The organism is Arsenophonus endosymbiont of Aphis craccivora (assembly GCF_013460135.1).
Taxonomy (GTDB): domain Bacteria; phylum Pseudomonadota; class Gammaproteobacteria; order Enterobacterales; family Enterobacteriaceae; genus Arsenophonus; species Arsenophonus nilaparvatae.
In genome coordinates, this window is record NZ_CP038155.1 from 1,683,303 (window position 1) to 1,703,982 (window position 20,680).

Annotated in this window: 23 protein-coding genes, 4 pseudogenes and 1 riboswitch; of the genes and pseudogenes, 11 read left to right on the top strand and 16 right to left on the bottom strand. The window is 39.7% G+C overall.

What is annotated here, in order from left to right; all coding sequences use genetic code 11:
* Nucleotides 1-145: 145 nt before the first annotated feature.
* Complete coding sequence (locus E3U36_RS08565; RefSeq protein ID WP_180817596.1) at nt 146-865, top strand: DUF1190 family protein; 720 nt, start codon at nt 146-148, stop codon at nt 863-865.
* Nucleotides 866-870: 5 nt separating this feature from the next.
* Nucleotides 871-2,031 (top strand): glutathionylspermidine synthase family protein, encoded by a 1,161-nt coding sequence (locus E3U36_RS08570; RefSeq protein ID WP_180817597.1) that lies wholly within the window; start codon nt 871-873, stop codon nt 2,029-2,031.
* A gap of 222 nt (nt 2,032-2,253) precedes the next feature.
* Here E3U36_RS08570 and E3U36_RS12730 read toward each other — a convergent pair whose 3' ends face one another.
* The 8 genes and pseudogenes from E3U36_RS12730 to E3U36_RS08595 form a co-directional block, all read right to left on the bottom strand.
* Nucleotides 2,254-3,405 (bottom strand): phospholipase D-like domain-containing protein, encoded by a 1,152-nt coding sequence (locus E3U36_RS12730; protein WP_238337431.1) that lies wholly within the window; start codon nt 3,403-3,405, stop codon nt 2,254-2,256.
* A gap of 41 nt (nt 3,406-3,446) precedes the next feature.
* A complete protein-coding gene (locus tag E3U36_RS12735; RefSeq protein ID WP_238337432.1) occupies nt 3,447-3,602 on the bottom strand; it encodes a hypothetical protein in 156 nt (51 codons plus the stop codon).
* Between the two features lie 65 nt (nt 3,603-3,667).
* On the bottom strand, nt 3,668-3,934 hold the full coding sequence (locus E3U36_RS12740; RefSeq protein ID WP_238337433.1) for a phospholipase D-like domain-containing protein: 267 nt from the start codon (nt 3,932-3,934) through the stop codon (nt 3,668-3,670).
* A 275-nt stretch (nt 3,935-4,209) separates the two neighbouring features.
* Nucleotides 4,210-4,863 carry a 3,4-dihydroxy-2-butanone-4-phosphate synthase gene (gene ribB / locus E3U36_RS08580; RefSeq protein WP_180816252.1) on the bottom strand — a complete coding sequence of 218 codons (654 nt, stop codon included), beginning with the start codon at nt 4,861-4,863 and terminating at the stop codon, nt 4,210-4,212.
* Nucleotides 4,864-4,983: 120 nt separating this feature from the next.
* Nucleotides 4,984-5,149: riboswitch (FMN riboswitch) on the bottom strand.
* A 56-nt stretch (nt 5,150-5,205) separates the two neighbouring features.
* A pseudogene (locus E3U36_RS08585) lies at nt 5,206-6,159 on the bottom strand (IS1595 family transposase).
* A 69-nt stretch (nt 6,160-6,228) separates the two neighbouring features.
* Nucleotides 6,229-6,810 (bottom strand): AMP-binding protein, encoded by a 582-nt coding sequence (locus E3U36_RS08590; protein WP_238337434.1) that lies wholly within the window; start codon nt 6,808-6,810, stop codon nt 6,229-6,231.
* A gap of 13 nt (nt 6,811-6,823) precedes the next feature.
* Complete coding sequence (locus tag E3U36_RS12745) at nt 6,824-6,967, bottom strand: hypothetical protein (protein ID WP_238337435.1); 144 nt, start codon at nt 6,965-6,967, stop codon at nt 6,824-6,826.
* Nucleotides 6,968-7,514: 547 nt separating this feature from the next.
* Nucleotides 7,515-8,438, bottom strand: a complete 924-nt coding sequence (locus tag E3U36_RS08595; RefSeq protein WP_180816253.1) for an IS5 family transposase — start codon at nt 8,436-8,438, stop codon at nt 7,515-7,517.
* Here E3U36_RS08595 and E3U36_RS08600 point away from each other — a divergent pair.
* Nucleotides 8,432-8,575 (top strand): hypothetical protein, encoded by a 144-nt coding sequence (locus E3U36_RS08600; RefSeq protein WP_180816254.1) that lies wholly within the window; start codon nt 8,432-8,434, stop codon nt 8,573-8,575. The two genes, E3U36_RS08595 and E3U36_RS08600, sit on opposite strands and share 7 nt — an antisense overlap.
* A gap of 4 nt (nt 8,576-8,579) precedes the next feature.
* On the opposite strand, the gene rpmG is transcribed toward E3U36_RS08600, so the two are convergent.
* The 3 genes from rpmG to E3U36_RS08615 form a co-directional block, all read right to left on the bottom strand.
* Nucleotides 8,580-8,747 (bottom strand): 50S ribosomal protein L33, encoded by a 168-nt coding sequence (gene rpmG, locus E3U36_RS08605; RefSeq protein ID WP_180816255.1) that lies wholly within the window; start codon nt 8,745-8,747, stop codon nt 8,580-8,582.
* Nucleotides 8,748-8,758: 11 nt separating this feature from the next.
* The gene (rpmB, locus tag E3U36_RS08610) at nt 8,759-8,995 is read right to left on the bottom strand and encodes a 50S ribosomal protein L28 (RefSeq protein WP_032115801.1); all 237 of its coding nucleotides are present in this window, start codon (nt 8,993-8,995) and stop codon (nt 8,759-8,761) included.
* A gap of 245 nt (nt 8,996-9,240) precedes the next feature.
* On the bottom strand, nt 9,241-9,810 hold the full coding sequence (locus E3U36_RS08615; protein ID WP_180816256.1) for a JAB domain-containing protein: 570 nt from the start codon (nt 9,808-9,810) through the stop codon (nt 9,241-9,243).
* Nucleotides 9,811-10,003: 193 nt separating this feature from the next.
* Here E3U36_RS08615 and coaBC point away from each other — a divergent pair, with 193 nt between their 5' ends.
* The 3 genes from coaBC (at nt 10,004) to slmA (ending at nt 12,368) form a co-directional block, all read left to right on the top strand.
* Nucleotides 10,004-11,218, top strand: a complete 1,215-nt coding sequence (gene coaBC, locus E3U36_RS08620) for a bifunctional phosphopantothenoylcysteine decarboxylase/phosphopantothenate--cysteine ligase CoaBC (RefSeq protein WP_180816257.1) — start codon at nt 10,004-10,006, stop codon at nt 11,216-11,218.
* Entirely contained in the window at nt 11,196-11,654 is a 459-nt protein-coding gene (gene dut / locus E3U36_RS08625) for a dUTP diphosphatase (protein ID WP_180816258.1), read from the top strand. The genes coaBC and dut overlap by 23 nt, the downstream gene beginning before the upstream one ends.
* 114 nt (nt 11,655-11,768) lie before the next feature.
* The gene (slmA, locus tag E3U36_RS08630) at nt 11,769-12,368 is read left to right on the top strand and encodes a nucleoid occlusion factor SlmA (RefSeq protein WP_180816259.1); all 600 of its coding nucleotides are present in this window, start codon (nt 11,769-11,771) and stop codon (nt 12,366-12,368) included.
* Nucleotides 12,369-12,438: 70 nt separating this feature from the next.
* Here the strand turns inward: slmA and pyrE are convergent, their stop codons facing one another.
* A complete protein-coding gene (gene pyrE, locus E3U36_RS08635; protein WP_180816260.1) occupies nt 12,439-13,104 on the bottom strand; it encodes an orotate phosphoribosyltransferase in 666 nt (221 codons plus the stop codon).
* A 73-nt stretch (nt 13,105-13,177) separates the two neighbouring features.
* Complete coding sequence (gene rph / locus E3U36_RS08640; RefSeq protein WP_180816261.1) at nt 13,178-13,894, bottom strand: ribonuclease PH; 717 nt, start codon at nt 13,892-13,894, stop codon at nt 13,178-13,180.
* A 118-nt stretch (nt 13,895-14,012) separates the two neighbouring features.
* On the opposite strand from rph, the gene E3U36_RS08645 reads away from it, so the two are divergent.
* The 3 genes and pseudogenes from E3U36_RS08645 to E3U36_RS08655 all read left to right on the top strand — a co-directional run bounded on the left by E3U36_RS08645 (nt 14,013) and on the right by E3U36_RS08655 (nt 15,914).
* Nucleotides 14,013-14,876: a YicC/YloC family endoribonuclease gene (locus E3U36_RS08645; RefSeq protein WP_180816262.1), complete on the top strand. Its 864-nt coding sequence runs from the start codon at nt 14,013-14,015 to the stop codon at nt 14,874-14,876.
* Between the two features lie 425 nt (nt 14,877-15,301).
* A complete protein-coding gene (locus tag E3U36_RS08650; RefSeq protein ID WP_180816263.1) occupies nt 15,302-15,523 on the top strand; it encodes a type II toxin-antitoxin system Phd/YefM family antitoxin in 222 nt (73 codons plus the stop codon).
* A pseudogene (locus E3U36_RS08655) lies at nt 15,520-15,914 on the top strand (type II toxin-antitoxin system death-on-curing family toxin). The gene E3U36_RS08650 and the pseudogene E3U36_RS08655 overlap by 4 nt, the downstream one beginning before the upstream one ends.
* A gap of 847 nt (nt 15,915-16,761) precedes the next feature.
* Here the strand turns inward: E3U36_RS08655 and E3U36_RS08660 are convergent.
* Nucleotides 16,762-17,685 carry an IS5 family transposase gene (locus E3U36_RS08660; protein WP_180816265.1) on the bottom strand — a complete coding sequence of 308 codons (924 nt, stop codon included), beginning with the start codon at nt 17,683-17,685 and terminating at the stop codon, nt 16,762-16,764.
* A 110-nt stretch (nt 17,686-17,795) separates the two neighbouring features.
* On the opposite strand from E3U36_RS08660, the pseudogene E3U36_RS08665 reads away from it, so the two are divergent.
* Nucleotides 17,796-18,545: pseudogene (locus E3U36_RS08665) on the top strand (helix-turn-helix transcriptional regulator).
* On the opposite strand, the pseudogene E3U36_RS08670 reads toward E3U36_RS08665, so the two are convergent.
* Both E3U36_RS08670 and E3U36_RS08675 read right to left on the bottom strand, forming a co-directional pair.
* Nucleotides 18,516-19,179 (bottom strand): annotated as a pseudogene (locus E3U36_RS08670) (acyl-homoserine-lactone synthase). The pseudogenes E3U36_RS08665 and E3U36_RS08670 overlap by 30 nt on opposite strands.
* 354 nt (nt 19,180-19,533) lie before the next feature.
* The gene (locus tag E3U36_RS08675; protein WP_180816102.1) at nt 19,534-20,457 is read right to left on the bottom strand and encodes an IS5 family transposase; all 924 of its coding nucleotides are present in this window, start codon (nt 20,455-20,457) and stop codon (nt 19,534-19,536) included.
* On the opposite strand from E3U36_RS08675, the gene E3U36_RS08680 reads away from it, so the two are divergent.
* Nucleotides 20,451-20,603 (top strand): hypothetical protein, encoded by a 153-nt coding sequence (locus E3U36_RS08680; RefSeq protein WP_180816266.1) that lies wholly within the window; start codon nt 20,451-20,453, stop codon nt 20,601-20,603. The two genes, E3U36_RS08675 and E3U36_RS08680, sit on opposite strands and share 7 nt — an antisense overlap.
* The last annotated feature ends 77 nt before the right edge of the window (nt 20,604-20,680 follow it).

Genomic DNA, 20,680 nt, shown 5'->3' on the forward strand with positions numbered 1-20,680 from the left:
GTATTTTTACCACTTAAAATAAATAATCAGGTTGATAGCCATCTTTCTATCCGTTTTATGCTTTAATTTCCAGCGTAATTACCCTATTCTATCCTAGTTTCACGATTTTTATTTTGACCTTTAGGATAGGTAAATGATGATGAAAATAAAGCGCACGAAAAATATTAATCAAGGTGCTTTTCGCAAAAGCTGGCGCGTCTACCGCTTAGCACCTGTTGCCCTAGCTATTAGTACGGTATTTATGTTGTCCGCTTGTGAGCAAAGCGACGAAACCGTCTCTTTATATACTAACGCAGAGGATTGTGCCCAAAAAAACCCTGCTCAAAGTGAACAATGTTCGCTGGCTTATAAAAATGCATTGCAGGAAGCGGCTAAAACTGCACCTAAATATGCGACACGTGAAGACTGTGTGGCCGAATTTGGGGAAGAAAAATGTACTCAGGCTCCCACTCAAACCACAACTACAACCCAAACTGCATCTCAAGCTCAAGCTGGTTTAGCGACAGAAAATCAAGCTAGTCGACAAAGTGGTAGCTTCTGGATGCCATTAATGGCAGGTTACATGATGGGACGTCTAATGGGTGGTGGTACAGCTGCGCCAGCCCCTGCAGCGCAACCTCTCTTTAGCTCAAGCAATCCTGCAAGTCCCGCCAATGGAAAATTTGTTGATGCTAGTGGCAAAAACTATGGACCGGCTGTAACGGGAGGTAGAACTATGGCCGTACCTCCATCAGCTCTTGCTCCTAAACCGGCAACTACCACCACTATCACTCGTGGCGGTTTCGGTGAATCATTCGCTAAACAACAGACTCGCATGCAGCGTCAAAGTGCCACAACGCCTTCTCAGCGTTCTATGGGAGGTTGATAGCGATGATAAGGATGCCCATCACTGAACGCACTGATTGGAAAGAAAAGGCAGCTGAATTTGGTTTTCATTTTCACACCTTATACGGTGAACCTTACTGGTGTGAAAATGCCTATTACCAATTTACTATGCAACAAATCGAAGATCTTGAAGCAACCACCGCTGAATTACATCAAATGTGCCTGCAAGTGGTCGAAAAAGTGGTTAGTAACGAGGAATTATTGATAAAATTTCAGATCCCTAAACATTGTTGGGAATTTGTTAATCACTCATGGAAAACTAACCAACCTTCACTTTATTCTCGATTGGATTTAGCTTATGACGGTAAAAGACCTGCAAAATTATTAGAAAATAATGCAGATACACCAACATCTTTATATGAAACCGCATTTTTTCAGTGGATTTGGTTAGAAGATCAAATCAATGCTGGCAATTTGCCAGCAAATGCTGATCAATTTAATAGCATACAAGAACAACTTATTGAACGCTTTGCGTTTTTGCGTGAATCATTTGGTTTTAACTGGTTACATTTCAGCTGCTGCCAAGATAGTGACGAAGATCGCGGCACCATACAATACCTACAAGACTGTGCTCACGAAGCCAATATTCCCACCGAATTTCTCTATATTGATCAAATCGGTTTAGGTGAAAAAGGAAAGTTTACCGATCCTAATAACCAAGTTATTAGCAATCTGTTTAAATTATATCCTTGGGAATTTATGTTTAGAGAGATTTTTTCTACTAAGTTAGCAGATGCTGGCGTAAGGTGGTTAGAACCTGCTTGGAAAAGCATTATTTCTAACAAAGCATTACTACCTATGCTATGGGAAATGTTTCCTAATCACCCCAATTTGTTACCGGCCTTTTTTGCAGAAGCTAATCCGCCAAAACTGGACAGCTATGTAATCAAACCTATTTTTTCACGAGAAGGAGCAAATATTCGTATCATCGATAATGAACGTAAAATTGCCTCAGTAGATGGTCCATATGGCGAAGAGGGGATGATTATTCAACAATTTTATCCGCTACCAAAATTTGAAAATAACTATACATTAATCGGTAGTTGGCTGGTAAATGATCAACCGGCAGGAATTGGTATTCGAGAAGACAAACAATTAATTACCCAAGATCTATCCCGCTTTTACCCGCATCTTATTCTAAATTAATCCATGCAACATAAGAACAAGATAATGATAAAGCAATCATTATCTTGCTATTTTTACTATTATGACTAATGAGTTGAAAAATAAACAAGTAAAATTCCATTGCCAGCTAATTATTTACAAACTATTTTTTGTCTAATTGGCATTGCCAGATGAACAATACAAATCTTGATTTAACTTGGGAAAAACATGGGGACTTGAGTATTTCCATACCTGCTGCCAATATTATGCAATTAATTCTTCCACCGCCTTTTTGCCTTCTACCACATAATTAAACTCAGAAAGATGACCTGGATAAAGATTGTCAGAGCCGACAACATATAGTTCATCGTCAATAATCATTAACTTGGCATAATTTGCCGGAGCAGCCGGCACCTTAGGGTAAATAAACCCACTGCCTTCAATGGTTGACATAAGAGAACTACCAATTATACCTCGTAATGGCGGCTTTTTTGCCAGAGGCTGCTGCTTAAGCGTGGCGGTATATGCCGCCAAATCGAGATTCGGCCATTGATAGGTTTTTCCCTCCGTAGTTTGCTGTTCTGATAGCCTATCAGTGAAAAAAAAGGGCGCTATCAATACTTGCTTCAATGCATCAGCAAGATCGCCATTTTCATCACGCAATAATTCATCGGTATCAAGATCATGAGTGATGTAATATTTTAACAATTCAAAGGTTCGTTCAGCACCGGAGCCAAAAGAGTATTGATCACCCGCTGCCCCGGCGGCGGCATCCAAAGGAGACACAACCACATGGAGTTGTAATGATTTATTAGCAAGCAATGCTTCAATAAGCCACCGGCAAACAGTATGATCAACCCATCTTTTTTTCCATGCACTAATTAAATCTTGCTGCGAGATCCTAATCATATAGCGGGCATTTTTAATCAGATGTTCTTTCATAATTTCTGAGCCGTGATGATAATCGGTATTCATATTAGGTCTAGTCCAGTATTTGCCAACAGACAATATCCTATCAGCTCGCTTATATTCTTCGATTTTACTATAGTCGTCTCCCTTTGCTCCGCATTGATTATCAATATCTTCATGCAGCTGAAGCAGATATTTTTGCTGCTCGGTTACCGACATCATCACAACTGGATCTTGTAGTGGATCTTCCAGTTTTCCTTGTAATTCACTGCCAATCTGCCATGACATACTTTTTACATCAAAATATTCTTTCTTGAGCAGATCACTATTGCATAACCACATTTCATTTAAGTAACACTGAGCATCAAGCGCTGCCGCTCCATAAACAATAACGGATACATCATGCACCGGAGGATAATTTCTGAATAAATCCATATTCAAATTATGCCCCCCTACCAGAGATTCAATCCCATCAACAGCAATGATCTTGGTATGATTCCAGGTCATTCTGGTATCATTAATTGGCAGAAAATCCGGAAAAAGGTTTTTTATAAAAGAATTGTCATTCCTTCATCAAGGCGGAACAAGCGACTTATCCAAATTTCAGGCATTAATTCCCAATCTTGCGCTCGTGATTGAATAAGTTTTAATAGCTCATCTTTAAAAGCAACGTAATCAAAGGGACCTGTTTCTACCGCCGACACTCCATTTAAAAATACTGTTGGCGACTGACCAAAAAGAAAACGAAATTGAGTTGGTCTGGTTCGCCCTATTTTTTTGACAACCCATTATCAATCGCCTGCAATATAATTTTACGCCAATCAGCATCAGGGCTGTTAAGTGAAGAAATATCACAGCGGTAACGTGCTTTTTTGATTATCTCAATGATAGCTGTCGCAAACTCTTGCGGGCGCTTAAAAGAATGGGGCATAATTTGTTCATCGAATGAGATTCCCCAAGCGTGCGGAGTATCCATTAGGCGAACATAATTTGGACCACTAAGACGATGAAAATATTTTTTAAGCTTTTCCAACAAATTATCTATCTGACTCATGTTTAAAATTCCTTTTAAAATATGATGATCATGATGGAATATTTGAAATAATATAGAGCTGCCAATTGAAACAATCCGGTTTTACCGGCAAAACAAATTTACGCATCATTCTTCAATCGCCATAGTTTTCCATTATGGCGATATATTTCAATATGGCAGGAATTTGAGAGAAAACTTTCCAGTATTGAACATACTGGTTTAAGCATAAAACTCAGATAGGATAAAATTCAATCACTAGAAATAGCTTATTCAAACTGCTAACCTGCTTTTTTGGGAAATTGCTGACGATAAGTTACCAAATCCTCAATAGTTATTACCGGCATATCATGTTGCTTGGCAAAGATAAGTACTTCTGGCATACGGGCCATGGTACCATCGTCATTTGTTAACTCACATAAAACACCTGCTGGCTTAAAACCGGCTAAAGTCACCAAATCAATGGTAGCTTCGGTATGACCACGACGCTGCAATACCCCTCCTTCTTGGGCTCTCAACGGAAAAACATGTCCAGGCCGATTAAGATCGGTCGGTTTTGCATCATCGGCAATTGCTTTACGGATAGTCATTAAACGATCACTGGCTGAAACGCCGGTTGTTACACCTTCAGAAGCCTCGATGGTAATAGTAAATGCGGTTTGGAATTGACTAGAATTTTCTTCAACCATCATCGGTAATGCTAGCTGCTTACGGCGTTCTTCCGTTATACAAAGACAAACAATTCCACTGCCATGGCGGATAGTTAATGCCATCTGTTCAACAGTCATAGTTTCAGCAGAAAAAATAATATCGCCCTCGTTTTCACGGTCTTGGTCGTCAAGTACCATAACACCTTTACCTTGACGTAATGCCTTAAGAGCACGTTCTATACGTTCGATCGGATTGCCATACGTGGAAAGTGACGTCTGATTCATGGTAAAACCTCATCAATAAATACTAAATTACCAGAACCAGGGCAAACGTGGGAGTATAAAAAATCAAATCCGTATCTTAAAAATCTGCACACAATTGGCAGGCCTCAAAACTACAGATATCGTTATTCTCTCCCATCCGGACTATAACCGTCGGTTCCAGAATCTCACTGGATCTGCTGACTTCCATCACAAAATGCTATAATGGAACGCTCGCGGACTTAATTATTCAATTAACAGAATAAATATCACCGCCGGTGGAGAATTTCACTCCGCCCTGAGATAAACAGCTAAACTATATCGTGAATATAATTCTGTAGCAATCAACAATAACAAAATATATAGCTATGTCTGCGTTAAATGTTGTACATCGAACAGGCCCAAGGCTTCTTGCAGTAAAATCACAGGATTGATTAGGATTTTATGGCACTCAAGTATGCGTCTCCAGCCCAGATAATGCGTAAGGTACCTGGTGGCGACCCCATGAAACGAGCGCATCCAGTTTTTCAGTCTGCTGTCGTAGGCGTTAACATTCTGAATATGAAAAGGTCCATTGACCCTGCGCGTCTGCCTGAGGTTTACCGGGCAATGTGGTATTCCCTGTTCCCGGGCCACGTGGGCATAGATCTTCGTACTGTCGGTGCAAAGAATCGCATCCGCGTCGATCAAGGGCGCTAACCGCTCTCCGACATGCCGAATGTCAAGTTTATCCAGCTGGAAGTCGGCATGTTGACCGCTACGATCCTGAACCACCAGTACGGGGATCTGCTCGGCGGATATCCCCCGCAACCTGGCTTTTCCTCCCCGTTTTCGAGGAGGTCGTGGAAGTCCCCTATTCCCTTTGAACGACTCAAGGAAGAAGGTTTCATCAGCTTCGACGATACCGGACGCATGAACTGCCTGATGTCCGGCAATCTGCTTCAGAAATCAGTGTCGCCAGCGGAACGCTGTATCCTTGTTTATGCCACAGCCTGTTGCGGCCTTGCGTACACTCAGACTCTGAATCAACATATCAGCATAATCCAGCCAAAGATGCCGCTTTCGTAACCGGGCCATTGGCGTACCTGTCATTGGGTTACAGGTTTTACCACAGTATTTGCAGCGATAGCGGGGAAGACCACTACTGAATCCCCACGGTCGTAATGCCCACAGATGGCAATGTAGGCAGTTATTCGGTGTAGTTCTCAACACATCCGGGAGAGGTTTGTCTACTGAAAGAGAGGCTTTCACCTGCTCCCGCTGCTCATTATTAAGGCTGGAAAGCTTGGAAATCCAGCGATCAAACTGAATCGCGTCCATGATGTATACCTATCGTAGGAAGAAATCATGATCAGTTTAGCCCACAACCACAATTTACGCAGACATAGCCTAAAAAAAACAGTGCAACCAATTGCCTTTTTGTCCTTGTTGAGCCAGTGCTACATGACGTTTACCTTGACTAAGCGCCCAATTGAAAAGCTGTCTACGAAGCCAAGACGCTTTGGCAACTTTCTGATTTATGGCAGCATAAACTTTTTCATAAAAACGAGGCACCGCGCACATCACAGTGGGTTTTACTACAACCATAGCTTCTCTAACACTTTGAGCATCTGTTAAATAGACATTTTGTGCGCCAATATGCATAACATAGAAACTCCAAGCTCGCTCAAAAACATGAGAAAGTGGTAAAAAACAGAGTGAAATATCTGACTCAGTTAATGTTAAGCGTTTATCATGTAAATAAAGTTGAGCCGCCATATTGGCATAATCAAGCATCACACCTTTCGGCTCACCGGTGGTACCTGAAGTATAAATTAATGTAAATAAATCACTTAATTGATGTTGTGCAATCCGCTGTTTCAATTCTGCCAAAAATAGGGTTGAATATTTCGCTATTAATGCAGATAGAGGGTAAGCTTTTGGGCAATCAGAAATATCAATATCTTCATTAAAAACAATAATATCAGTCAATTTAGGACAAAATTCAAATAGCGACATTTTCTTGTGCTTTCACGCCTAATTCAAGTAATGCTAAAGAAATAGATTCTGTTTTTTGTCCAATTTCTTGCCATGTTAATTGTCTTTGATGAGCTGCTGACCATTCTCTAAAAGCAACTCTTTTAGCCAAAGTTGGCGAATTAATCTTTTATTGAAACTGGTTAACTAAATGATAAGAATGCAAATTCTCAATAGTCAAAATATATTCCCTTAGTGAACTTTTATTTACCAAATATAATTATTTAATGACAACAGGTTATATATGCTAAAGTTATAAAAAATAATTTCAGCGTACAGCTGTTAGCTAATAGCGGCATTATACATAATTGCTGGATAAAAAAAGAGGCTTTAATGAAATTAAAAAACACGTTCACGCCAAATCCACACTAACGTATCAATGACTTGGCATAAAAGTGCTTTTATAAAAGAAAATATTTTATATATCAATTTGATAATTGTAATGGGATAATTTACAAACTATCTTTAATTCAAACGTTATTATCTATTCCTGTCGACGTATTTGCAGAATATACGAAAAAATATTCTATTTATTAGTTACTCAGTTGTCCTAATTGCGTTTTCATCCACTTATGCCCTTTGTCACGAGTTGTGGATTCATGCGGCTTTGTTGAATAAATCAGAATTAGCCGCCAGGATGGCTCCCTCTGCTACAGCTGTTATCCGATCCTGACGCTGTGTGGCATACCCAACAACGTCATACGGTTCAGCGCTTTGACCATCGCCATTGCTTCACCTACCTGAGCCTCATAGTCACGCAGGCTCAGATGGCCACCCAGCAAAGTTTTTATGCGGAACATCGCTGTTTCTGCCACTGAACGCCGTTGATAACCCACTTTCTTTTTCCACATATCATTACTCCTGCTCAGACGCTGATTCGCCACCGCATGGTTACGTTCATGGTACTTGTCCGGCCAGTATTTCGCTCCGCTTCGCGGCGGGATAAGGGGCCTGATTTTCTTTCTTAGCAACGCATCGTGGCAGTAACAGGCGTCATAAGCACCGTCTGCTGACACTTCCCTGATTTTCCGGTGGGTTTGGTTAATCAGGCCCGGCAGTGCCTGCGCATCTGTCGTTCCGCTGAGCGATAAGTCGGCACAGATAATCTCATGAGTCACACTGTCTGCTGCCAGATGAAGCTTGCGCCACACTCTTCGTCTGTCAGCCCCATGCTGCCTGACTTTCCATTCACCTTCGCCAAAGACCTTCAGACCGGTACTGTCGATGACCAGATGCGAGATTTCACCACGCGTTGGCGTTTTTATGCTGATGTTGACGCTCTTTGCTCGTCTGCTGACCAGCGAGTAGTCCGGACAGCACAGCGGCAAAGACATGAGTTTAAAAATCGAATCAACGAAGCCCTGTAATGCCCGGAGCGACAGGTTAAACACACGCTTCATCATCAGGACAGTGGTAACAGCCATATCGCTGTAGTAAAGCGGCCGGCCACGACCTTCAGGCGAAGAACTGTCAGTCCATCCAGCGATGGCCGACTCATCAAGCCAGACCGTCAGGGAACCGCGTTGTCTGAGTGCCTTGTTGTACGCGGGCCAGTTGGTAATTTTAAACTTTTGCTTTGCCATGGGGACCTGATGTTGAAACGAATTTAGCGATCAGCTCCGCCAATCACCTAAAAGTTCGATTTATTCAACAAAGCCCTTTGTTTTATATATCCAAAATACTATATAAAAAAACCAGCTTGCGCTGGGTTTTTTATTAAGAAGTTATTTAATTTTAGCTTCTTTATAAATCACATGCTGACGAACAACTGGATCGAATTTTTTCATTTCCAATTTTTCAGGCATAGTACGTTTGTTCTTCGTTGTAGTATAGAAGTGACCTGTACCTTCAGAAGAAACCAGTTTAATTTTATCGCGAATACCTTTAGCCATTCTTTAGCTCCTTAGTATTTCTCACCACGGGTGCGAAGCTCAGCAAGAACTGCGTCGATCCCTTGTTTATCGATTATACGCATGCCTTTTGCTGACACACGAAGCTTTACGAAACGTTTCTCAGATTCAACCCAGAAACGGTGAGAGTGCAGGTTTGGCAGAAAGCGGCGTTTAGTTGCATTCATTGCGTGTGAGCGTTTGTTACCACTCATCGGGCGCTTACCAGTAACTTGACAGACTCGTGACATGTCTATTTCTCCAAAAATATAATCAGCTCGAGCTTTATATCGGGAATGACTGCCTCGTCAGACTTGGAAGCCTATCTCAGCAAATTTTCTTAATATAAAAAATAACTTAACTTCAGTAAAACTCACTGAGATAGGCTCTTCTTGTCAAACCCGAGATCCTAAAAGGTGGCGTATTATACGCCCTCTAGCGCTTTCACTCAAGCCCAGAACTAATAAAGTTGCTATTTATTAGTCAAAGTGTGGTACTAGAGTAGACCAAGTTCGACAAATGAAAGGCATTTTTTATGAGTGAAGACAAAATGGTCAAGCAATTTTATATCTATCAAACGGCAAGCATTAGCAATTTTTTCGGTGACAATTTTATCCGCTAAACTGGGCTCTTGGTTACCCGAAGGATGATTATGTGCAAGAATAATGGATACTGTATTTACTTTAACCGCCTGCCTTAAAATTTCTCTATCCTGTCCAAGATAAAAATCGAGTAGATATTTTTTCAAGTGCTTAGGACTTCTCATAATACTTTGATTAATAAGTTGTTGTGTAAAGAATCGTTTAGCGACTTCACCAATCGCTTGTAATTGTGAATACTTACAAACTCCTAATCCCTTGTGCGCTGAAAATTGTTGATAATCAGCAGTTAATAGTTTGTGCAACGAGCCAAATTCTTTTAATAAGTTTTCAGCCAATATTAAAACCGGAAATCCAGGCAATCCTGTGAGAAGAAAAATGGCCAAAAGCTCTTGGTCACTTAATGATGATGCCCCATAAGCTAAAAGCTTTTCTCTAGGTTGAAGTGCATAATTTATTTCGTCCATATGTTTTTCCTGTCTATTTCCTTGTAGCTTTGACAGGTTACAGCATGCCAAAATATGGGCCAAAATTTTCTAGCGTAGTTGCGGAGCGTTTTGCAAAAAAGTTTTTTTATAGATAAAAATTGATGGTATTCTCACCTAAACTTCAGCTTATGGTAATATCAGTAGACTCATCATTTGAATTTGGATATATATGATGGCAGAACTTACAGGTAAACATATCGTACTTGGCATTAGTGGTGGTATTGCTGCTTATAAAACACCAGAATTAGTTCGTCGTTTGCGTGACCATGGTGCAATTCTACGTGTGGTAATGACGAATGCCGCCAAATATTTTATTACACCGTTGACGCTACAGGCTGTTTCGGGCTATCCAGTTGCTGATGATTTATTGGATCCTGCCGCAGAGGCTGCAATGTGTCATATTGAATTAGCTAAATGGGCAGATTTAATTATTTTAGCGCCTGCAACTGCAGATTTGCTGGCTCGTTTATCCGTTGGTATGGCGAATGATTTATTAACAACGGTCTGTTTAGCTTCAGAGGCAACAATAGCTGTCGTACCGGCAATGAATCAGCAAATGTATCGCGCTAATATTACTCAGCAAAATATTGCAATACTTAAAGAACGCCATGTTTTAGTTTGGGGCCCAGATGAAGGTAGTCAAGCTTGTGGTGATGTTGGCCCTGGTCGAATGTTAGAGCCGTTAGCTATTGTTGAATTAGCTAAGAATAGTTTTCTGCATAAGCTAGATATGGTAAACCTGCATTTAGCAATTACTGCGGGGCCAACACAAGAAGAAATTGATCCCGTTCGTTTTGTGACTAATCATAGTTCAGGGAAAATGGGTTTCGCGATAGCACAAGCTGCTGCAACACGAGGGGCTAATGTAACACTTATTACCGGTCCAGTTAATTTACCAACACCTGCAGGCGTTAAACGTATTAATGTTGTCAGCGCGTTGGAAATGTATAGTCAAGTACATAATATAATTGATAAACAAGATATTTTTATTGGATGTGCCGCAGTTGCTGATTCTCGACCAAAAGAGTTTACAAAAGAAAAAATTAAAAAGCAGGCAGATGAAATTACTCTGACATTGGTAAAAAATCCTGATATTGTGGCAAGTGTTGGTAAATTGACTAAAAAGCGTCCTTATGTCGTTGGATTTGCAGCAGAGACACAAAATGTGGAAGAATATGCCCGTAATAAGCGTACCCAAAAAAATCTGGATCTTATTTGTGCAAATGATGTTTCATTAGCTGATCATGGGTTTAATTCAGAAAGCAATGCCTTGAATTTATTTTGGGAAGATAAAGAGATACATTTACCACATAGCCATAAATTAGAGCTTGGTCACCGTTTACTCGATGAGATACTTCAACGTTATGAAGAAAAAAATAGACATTAAAATTCTTGATCCTCGTGTAGGAAATAAATTTCCGTTGCCAACTTATGCGACAGAAGGATCTGCTGGGTTAGATCTACGAGCTTGCTTAGATCAGGCTATTCAATTAGAACCAGGTCAAACTGAGCTATTACCTATAGGATTAGCAGTGCATATTGCAGATCAACAATTAGCTGCAGTCATTCTTCCTCGTTCAGGTTTAGGACATAAACATGGTGTTGTATTAGGAAATTTAGTCGGTTTAATCGATTCTGATTATCAAGGTGAATTGAAGGTTTCAGTCTGGAATCGTGGTGATACAAGTGTTACTATTGAACCTGGTGAGCGTATAGCACAAATGGTTTTTTTACCAATTGTTCAAGTTGAATTTGATCTGGTACAAGATTTTGAAACGACAAAACGAGGTAGCGGTGGTTTTGGTCATTCAGGTCGTCAATAATAATCTTGTTATTTATAAAATATTATAAATTTATTAAATTTTGTGCTTTATAAATGATGAAAGGCAAGGATTGCGTGGTCTGTTTTGTTGTTTTATCAGGGGTCTTGTTTCGCCATGGCAGGAAAAGAGATAACAAAGAAGAAAAACAGGCGTGAGGAAATCTTGCAGGTGCTTGCGCAAATGTTGGAAACGAGTGATGGTAGTCAACGCATTACCACAGCTAAGTTGGCAAGTCATGTTGGTGTATCTGAAGCAGCACTTTATCGACATTTCCCTAGTAAGGGAAAAATGTTTGATAGTCTTATTGAATTTATTGAAAATTCTTTAATTTCACGGATTAATCTGATTCTGCAAGATGAAAAAGATACCATTAGGCGTATTCGGTTGATTTTAATGTTGATACTCGGTTTTGCAGAGAAAAATCCTGGCTTGACACGAATAATGACGGCACATGCGTTGATGTTTGAGCAAGTTCAGTTACAAGATAGGATTAGCCAATTATTTGAACGTATCGAAGCGCAATTTAGACAGGTTTTAAAGGAAAGAAAAATACGTGATAAGCAAAGTTTTAGTTATGATGAGAGCTTATTAGCATCTCAATTATTAGTGTTTTGTGAGGGGATGCTATCACGTTTTGTACGTTCAGAATTTCGGTATTGCCCAACTAAAGAATTTGATGCACGCTGGCCTATGATCTTGGTGCAGTTACAATAATTAATTCTACTACTCACTCCGCCTGATATTTGGGCGGAGTTTTTTTTATGTTAGTGGGTTAATAAAATTGCTAATTTTTTATTTGTTCAGAGGGAGTGATACCGTAATTCTCACGATAAGCTTTCATAGTAGCTAAATGGGTTGACATATTCGGATTTTCACTTAAATAATTAATTAAATCATTCAAAGTGATAATAGAAAATACCTTGCATTTGAATTTTTTTTCGATTGCTTGGACGGCGGATAGATTCTTTTCACCTTTCTCCTGACGATCTAGACTTAATATAACAGCACTAAGTTTAGCTTTATGTCGCTTAATTATTTCTGCAGATTCTTTGATTGCAGTTCCTGCTGTAATAACGTCGTCAACGATCACAACGTTTCCTTTTAATGGGCTACCGACTAATTCCCCACCTTCCCCATGTTTTTTAACTTCTTTACGATTAAAACAGTAAGGCTTATCGAAGTTATAATGCTCAGATAGTGCAACTACCATGGTTGTTACGATCGGGATACCTTTATAGGCCGGACCAAAAATAATGTCACAAGTAGGATTATGATCCATCAACGCTTGGGCATAAAAATGACCGAGTGCAGCTAAATCTTTTCCTGTATTAAAGAGGCCAGCATTGAAAAAATAGGGGCTCTTACGACCAGATTTCAACGTAAATTCACCAAATTCCAATGCTTTTTTTTTCATGGCGAGTTTAATAAATTCGCGCTGATAACCTTTCATTAAATTGTCCTCTTTAATTTATTCTCACTTTAATTAATCGCTATAAAAAGACCGTTAAACCGATGATTAAAATTTATTGTTCTAATGCTTCTTTTTGGGCGGTAAAAATAATTTGTAAACCATTTTTTGCTAAAGAAAGCAGTGATAGCAGCTCTTCATGACTAAATGGCTCACCTTCGGCAGTACCTTGAATTTCGATCATTTTACCATTATCCATCATGACAACATTCATATCTGTTTCTGCGGCAGAGTCTTCAATATATTCTAGATCACAAATAGGTTTGCCATCCACTATGCCGACAGAAACCGCAGCAACCATCGATTTAAGTGGGCTTTTTTTCAATTTTCCTTCTGCGACCATTTTATTTAATGCGTCAGTTAAAGCGACACAGGCACCAGAAATTGCAGCGGTACGAGTCCCTCCATCAGCCTGAATAACATCACAATCTAGTGTAATGGTATATTCACCTAATTGCTTTAAATCAACGGCGGCACGCAGAGAACGGGCAATAAGGCGTTGTATCTCCATGGTGCGACCCTTTTGTTTGCCTTTTGCGGCTTCGCGTATATTACGAGAATTTGTTGCCCGTGGTAGCATACCGTATTCCGCTGTTATCCAACCTTGTGATTGGCCTTTTAAAAAGCGGGGAACGCCTTCTTCGACTGTGGCGTTACATAATACTTTGGTATCACCAAATTCAATCAGAACAGAGCCTTCGGCATGTTTAGTATATTGGCGGGTGATTTTTATAGGGCGCACCTGATTAGCTTCTCTATTCTCTGGACGCATGGTGTTATCTCCTTAGTTAAACAATGTTGGTGGCGCATTATACGTTCTTCGACATTGAATGCCTATCCTATGGTTTCACTCAAGGTTATAATTTAATTTTTATTTATAGGAACGAAATATGATCCATAGTATGACCGCTTTCGCACGACGAGATATAAAAAGTGAATGGGGAAATTCGGCTTGGGAGCTGCGTTCCGTTAATCAACGTTATCTTGAAACTTATATTCGCTTGCCGGAACAATTTAGAAGTCTGGAACCTGTTATCCGTGAGCGTCTACGTGCCAGATTAACCCGAGGGAAAGTAGAGTGTAGTTTACGTTTTGAACTTAGTTCACATCAACAGAGTGAATTAGTACTGAATGAAGAGTTAGCTAACCAATTGATTAGAACTGCTAACTGGGTAAAAAAGAGTAGTAGTGAAGGAGAAATTAATCCGTTAGAAATTCTTCGCTGGCCTGGTGTTATGTCGGCTCAAGAACAGAATTTGGATGTTATTTGTACGCATTTGCTTAAAGAATTAGAACTTGCTTTAGATGATTTTATTCTCAATCGGGAAAGCGAAGGCAAGATGCTAAAAATAATGATTGAGCAACGGCTAGATGCTGTTTGTCAGGAAATTCAAGCGGTTCGTCGTCAAATGCCTGAAATTTTAAAATGGCAGAGTGAGCGCTTACAAATAAAATTAGAGGAGGCAGAAATTCAGATAGATAATAATCGATTAGAACAAGAGCTTCTCATATTAGCGAAACGTATTGATGTTGCAGAAGAGCTTGATAGGCTGGATGCTCATGTCAAAGAAACACGTAATATTCTTACAAAACAAGAAGCTGTTGGCCGTCGGTTAGATTTTATGATGCAGGAGTTTAATCGTGAAGCTAATACCTTGGCCTCAAAGTCTATTAATAGGCAAGTGACTAATTCTGCTGTTGAATTAAAAGTATTAATAGAACAAATGCGTGAGCAGATTCAAAACATCGAGTAGATTCTCAAGTAAATTCACTAAATATCATAACTTGCAACTAATACTAATAAGCCAGTGCGAATACTGGCTTTTTTAATTCAACAAGTTTCATATGATATCACCAAAGTGCACATTATTGGTGTACTTAAAAGGGTACTTAGTTGGTTTTAAGTACACTAATTTAAGGACACCCTCAATAAAATCGATAAAATATGTGAAAACTGAACGACATATAAAAAAGAACATGGATATGAAGTGGAGAACTCTTTGTAAGATGCTCAGACGGTAGTGAGCTATATTTTATTTTCCAAGCTAATAAAAAAATAAACAAGTATTATATACGTCAATTTCAATGTCTAATGGCCCCATCACTCATTTCTTTTCATATAGTTGCACTATACAGATGTTCGACGTAAAATTTAAATGTACACTTTAGGAGACATATCATGCGTACATACACTTCCACTCAAGCCCGCGCCAATATCTCAGAAGTGATTGATGCTGCCACTCATGTTGAACCCGTTGAAATCACCCGCAGGGATGGAAGTTCAGCAGTAGTTATCAGCAAGGCTGAATTCGAGGCATACCAGAACGCTAAGCTGGATGCGGAGTTTGATGTGATTATACAGCGCCATGGGCATACTGTAGAGGCATTGACAAACCGATGATATGGGTCAGCGCGCACAGGAAGTTATTGCTTTTCATGACCGTATATTGCAATGGCTTTCCGGCGTTGCTGGTATGCCGGATCCTAGCAGAGCAGAAGCTCTTATTTACCGGGTACAAAATCGTGCACATTATGACGGTGTTACGGATATTTTTGAGTTGGCTGCCACTTACTGGATTGCTATCGCCAGAGGTCACATTTTTAATGATGGCAATGAGCGTACCGCGTTTTTTGTGACCATGACTTTCCTCTACCTCAACGGTATCAATATCCGAGATAACGACAATACTTTGGAAAATTTAACGGTAGAAGCTGCTACCGGAGAAAAAACTGTTGATCAGTTAGCGCAGCAGTTACGTGAGTTAGTAAATCGTATCGAGCCAATTGGTTGAATAGTCATTGTTTTTCATGTAATTAATCAAAAATTAGTTTAGTAAAAATATAATCAAATAATATTAGTATTAAGCCACTATTCAGTACTCAAAATCATACTAGTTTATTAAATTAAGGTGTTTTTAAAATTGTTAACGTGGCTAAATAACGCACTTGTATTGCTATGGTGTTGTTTTTTTAAAAAGATATTGTTAATTAGTGACAGAATATTGAAAAATTCAATCATGATAAGCATCTATCGAAAAAATATTGTTTATTTAGCACATTTATTTTCATAAAGAATAAACCATTCATAATGTTTTTATATCGTAAAATTCTTAGATAATTTTAATATGTAGGATGTTCGATATATAACTAAATGAAATTTATAGAGCAATTGAGGTATAGATTAAACTGATTTTTAGAATGAAATATGGCTAATTAGTCGATATATTGATTTAATTATAAATAAATTTGTAAGCAAAAGTTTATTTCTTTGTTAAGGTTAATATATTGATATATAAGTAAAAATTAAAGTCTTGCGAAGAAAACGTGAGTTATTAGCGGCAAATTATGATTAAAAAAAGCTATAAAGCCAGCAGAGACATCTTGCTTCTGCTGACCATATGGCTTTATGATATTGAGAAATAAATTTCCCTGGTGTTGGTCAACTTGGCAGGCTGACCTTACATGAGGTCAGGTTTTTTTATTGTTTTTATATAAATCTAATAGTGACTTTACCCTTTTTTATGCTTCGATTGTAGTTAGACTTAAGTCTAGTTTTGTACTATACTTTTGTCCTGACACAGAGGGCTTTGTTGAATAAATCAGAATTAGCCGACAGGATGGCTCCCTCTGCTACAGCTGTTATCCGATCCTGACGCTGTGTGGCATACCCAACAACGTCATACGGTTCAGCGCTTTGACCATCGCCATTGCTTCACCTACCTGAGCCTCATAGTCACGCAGCCTCAGATGGCCACCCAGCAAAGTTTTTATGCGGAACATCGCTGTTTCTGCCACTGAACGCCGGTGATAACTCACTTTCTTTTTCCACATATCATTACTCCTGCTCAGACGCTGATTCGCCACCGCATGGTTACGTTCATGGTACTTGTCCGGCCAGTATTTCGCTCCGCTTCGCGGCGGGATAAGGGGCCTGATTTTCTTTCTTAGCAACGCATCGTGGCAGTAACAGGCGTCATAAGCACCGTCTGCTGACACTTCCCTGATTTTCCGGTGGGTTTGGTTAATCAGGCCCGGCAGTGCCTGCGCATCTGTCGTTCCGCTGAGCGATAAGTCGGCACAGATAATCTCATGAGTCACACTGTCTGCTGCCAGATGAAGCTTGCGCCACACTCTTCGTCTGTCAGCCCCATGCTGCCTGACTTTCCATTCACCTTCGCCAAAGACCTTCAGACCGGTACTGTCGATGACCAGATGCGAGATTTCACCACGCGTTGGCGTTTTTATGCTGATGTTGACGCTCTTTGCTCGTCTGCTGACCAGCGAGTAGTCCGGACAGCACAGCGGCAAAGACATGAGTTTAAAAATCGAATCAACGAAGCCCTGTAATGCCCGGAGCGACAGGTTAAACACACGCTTCATCATCAGGACAGTGGTAACAGCCATATCGCTGTAGTAAAGCGGCCGGCCACGACCTTCAGGCGAAGAACTGTCAGTCCATCCAGCGATGGCCGACTCATCAAGCCAGACCGTCAGGGAACCGCGTTGTCTGAGTGCCTTGTTGTACGCGGGCCAGTTGGTAATTTTAAACTTTTGCTTTGCCATGGGGACCTGATGTTGAAACGAATTTAGCGATCAGCTCCGCCAATCACCTAAAAGTTCGATTTATTCAACAAAGCCGACACGGAGGTTATTATGTATTTTGGGGGGAATTACTGGATGTCAAAGGCGTTTTTATTGATAATGATACGATAAATAATGTAATACAAAACTACTTAGATAAAGAATTAGCTGTTTTTGGGAAATTTAGGTATGCATATATAATCCTGAATAAAAGAAATCCAGCGGAAATGTTTGCGATAACAAATTATCCAGATAAGTGGGTTGAGATATATAAGGAAAGGAATTATCAACAAATAGATCCCGTTGTTATCTTTGCTCTTAATAGAGTTTCTCCTTTTCAGTAGGACGAAAGTTTGTCTGTCAATTCTAATGTTGATTTCTCCAAAATTTTTAATATTTCAAAAGATTATAATGTTGTAAATGGCTATACTTTTGTATTACACGATTATAATAATCGCCTTGCTATGTTATCAATTGTCATGATCAGTTCGGAAGTTGTGGAAATAGAAAAAAGGATAAAAGATCATAAAAATGATTTGCATATGCTTCTTCTTGATGTTCATGAAAAAATCACCTCTCTGTATCGAGAGATGATTAGACGAAACTATCAGAACCCAGCAAGTGGAAAAGATTGTTTTTCACCCCGCGAAAATGAAATTTTATATTGGGCTAGTATGGGAAAAACTTACGCGGAAATTGCAACCATACTAGGTATAAAATTGGGTACAGTAAAATTTTATATTGGCAGTGTTGTGAAAAAATTAGGCGTTATGAATGCTCAGCATAAGCATGCAATAAGACTCGGTGTAGAATTAAAACTCATTACGCCTATCTCCGAATGACGGATATATAAATGGCCATTTTTTTAAATTATTATTAACAAGTCTGTCATAATGGCTCCTTATTTTTCCAATTAGCTTATTTTGATTTTTAGAATCTATAGGCAAAAGCAGTAGATAAACTTTTTCATTTTTCTCTGATAAACCTTGTTCGATGATTGAAACCTCCCAACCGGATCGCTCTACTACTTTTAACATACCATGGCTGATAATAGTAAGAATCCCATCATAATCGCCTTTTTGCGCATAATTAATCATTGCTACTAGACATAGTATAAAAAAGACAGGATGTTTGTCGCAATTTAGATCTTTTGTTCGGTCTTTGGCCACGAAAAAGGGCTTGATTCAATATAGTTTACTTTAGGGAGATTGAGATGCTTAAAAAAAGGGGCAAATGTGCCTGTGATCATATTAGGAAATTGCATTTCAATAAATCTAACACTACAGATGATGGTGTTACTTCTTACGCCAAATAGATAGTTAGCTTTGTCATTATCATATTCATCAAACTCCATACCATTAATACAATTAACTGCCCAGTTAAGGCGATCTTTAAATGTTTCTTTTCTTAGCGTAAATAATTCTTTTGATTTTTTTCAGTCAAAAGGTTGTAGTTCACATCGAATATTTCTAACATTTTTTCTCCATTATTTCATTTACTCGCAGATCCTATATTTAAAATTACTAAAATATTTCTATCTAGCGATACTATTTTTCGATTTCCACTATCGGTAATAATGCCTATTATATTTTGCCTTCTCTGTAATTTTTTGTACACTAGTGGTGTTAAGTTTATATATGCGTTTTTCGATGTAACTAACTGACTTATAAGGAATATTTTATGGGAAGTGCAAATCGGAGGTGTAAATTAATCGGACAGTTTTTAATTAAAAGTTAAAAATTTTTATAGATAAAGTTAGCTATATTAAAAAGACGGCTTTGTTGAATAAATCAGAATTAGCCGCCAGGATGGCTCCCTCTGCTACACCTGTTATCCGATCCTGACGCTGTGTGGCATACCCAACAACGTCATACGGTTCAGCGCTTTGACCATCGCCATTGCTTCACCTACCTGAGCCTCATAGTCACGCAGCCTCAGATGGCCACCCAGCAAAGTTTTTATGCGGAACATCGCTGTTTCTGCCACTGAACGCCGGTGATAACCCACTTTCTTTTTCCACATATCATTACTCCTGCTCAGACGCTGATTCGCCACCGCATGGTTACGTTCATGGTACTTGTCCGGCCAGTATTTCGCTCCGCTTCGCGGCGGGATAAGGGGCCTGATTTTCTTTCTTAGCAACGCATCTTGGCAGTAACAGGCGTCATAAGCACCGTCTGCTGACACTTCCCTGATTTTCCGGTGGGTTTGGTTAATCAGGCCCGGCAGTGCCTGCGCATCTGTCGTTCCGCTGAGCGATAAGTCGGCACAGATAATCTCATGATTCACACTGTCTGCTGCCAGATGAAGCTTGCGCCACACTCTTCGTCTGTCAGCCCCATGCTGCCTGACTTTCCATTCACCTTCGCCAAAGACCTTCAGACCGGTACTGTCGATGACCAGATGCGAGATTTCACCACGCGTTGGCGTTTTTATGCTGATGTTGACGCTCTTTGCTCGTCTGCTGACCAGCGAGTAGTCCGGACAGCACAGCGGCAAAGACATGAGTTTAAAAATCGAATCAACGAAGCCCTGTAATGCCCGGAGCGACAGGTTAAACACACGCTTCATCATCAGGACAGTGGTAACAGCCATATCGCTGTAGTAAAGCGGCCGGCCACGACCTTCAGGCGAAGAACTGTCAGTCCATCCAGCGATGGCCGACTCATCAAGCCAGACCGTCAGGGAACCGCGTTGTCTGAGTGCCTTGTTGTACGCGGGCCAGTTGGTAATTTTAAACTTTTGCTTTGCCATGGGGACCTGATGTTGAAACGAATTTAGCGATCAGCTCCGCCAATCACCTAAAAGTTCGATTTATTCAACAAAGCCTAAAAAGACATAAAAAGCGTTTTATTGATAGCGCTGGTTTAAGAAAAGTAATCTATATATTTATAGTATAAAAAAAATTAAACTATCTATTAAGATAACTGAATTATCCGCTAAATATATAATTTATTAACATAATGATTAGCCATTT

Bases quoted from the DNA above. Each gene is read 5' to 3' on its own strand.
- rph (WP_180816261.1), bottom strand. From the start codon at position 13,894: ATGCGTCCAGAGAATAGAGAAGCTAATCAGGTGCGCCCTATAAAAATC.
- coaBC (WP_180816257.1), top strand. From the start codon at position 10,004: ATGGCAGAACTTACAGGTAAACATATCGTACTTGGCATTAGTGGTGGT.
- E3U36_RS08570 (WP_180817597.1), top strand. From the start codon at position 871: ATGATAAGGATGCCCATCACTGAACGCACTGATTGGAAAGAAAAGGCA.
- E3U36_RS08650 (WP_180816263.1), top strand. From the start codon at position 15,302: ATGCGTACATACACTTCCACTCAAGCCCGCGCCAATATCTCAGAAGTG.
- E3U36_RS08615 (WP_180816256.1), bottom strand. From the start codon at position 9,810: ATGGACGAAATAAATTATGCACTTCAACCTAGAGAAAAGCTTTTAGCT.
- E3U36_RS08675 (WP_180816102.1), bottom strand. From the start codon at position 20,457: ATGGCAAAGCAAAAGTTTAAAATTACCAACTGGCCCGCGTACAACAAG.
- E3U36_RS08595 (WP_180816253.1), bottom strand. From the start codon at position 8,438: ATGGCAAAGCAAAAGTTTAAAATTACCAACTGGCCCGCGTACAACAAG.
- ribB (WP_180816252.1), bottom strand. From the start codon at position 4,863: ATGAATCAGACGTCACTTTCCACGTATGGCAATCCGATCGAACGTATA.
- E3U36_RS08645 (WP_180816262.1), top strand. From the start codon at position 14,013: ATGATCCATAGTATGACCGCTTTCGCACGACGAGATATAAAAAGTGAA.
- dut (WP_180816258.1), top strand. From the start codon at position 11,196: ATGAAGAAAAAAATAGACATTAAAATTCTTGATCCTCGTGTAGGAAAT.
- pyrE (WP_180816260.1), bottom strand. From the start codon at position 13,104: ATGAAAGGTTATCAGCGCGAATTTATTAAACTCGCCATGAAAAAAAAA.
- rpmB (WP_032115801.1), bottom strand. From the start codon at position 8,995: ATGTCACGAGTCTGTCAAGTTACTGGTAAGCGCCCGATGAGTGGTAAC.
- E3U36_RS12730 (WP_238337431.1), bottom strand. From the start codon at position 3,405: ATGACCTGGAATCATACCAAGATCATTGCTGTTGATGGGATTGAATCT.
- slmA (WP_180816259.1), top strand. From the start codon at position 11,769: ATGGCAGGAAAAGAGATAACAAAGAAGAAAAACAGGCGTGAGGAAATC.
- rpmG (WP_180816255.1), bottom strand. From the start codon at position 8,747: ATGGCTAAAGGTATTCGCGATAAAATTAAACTGGTTTCTTCTGAAGGT.
- E3U36_RS08660 (WP_180816265.1), bottom strand. From the start codon at position 17,685: ATGGCAAAGCAAAAGTTTAAAATTACCAACTGGCCCGCGTACAACAAG.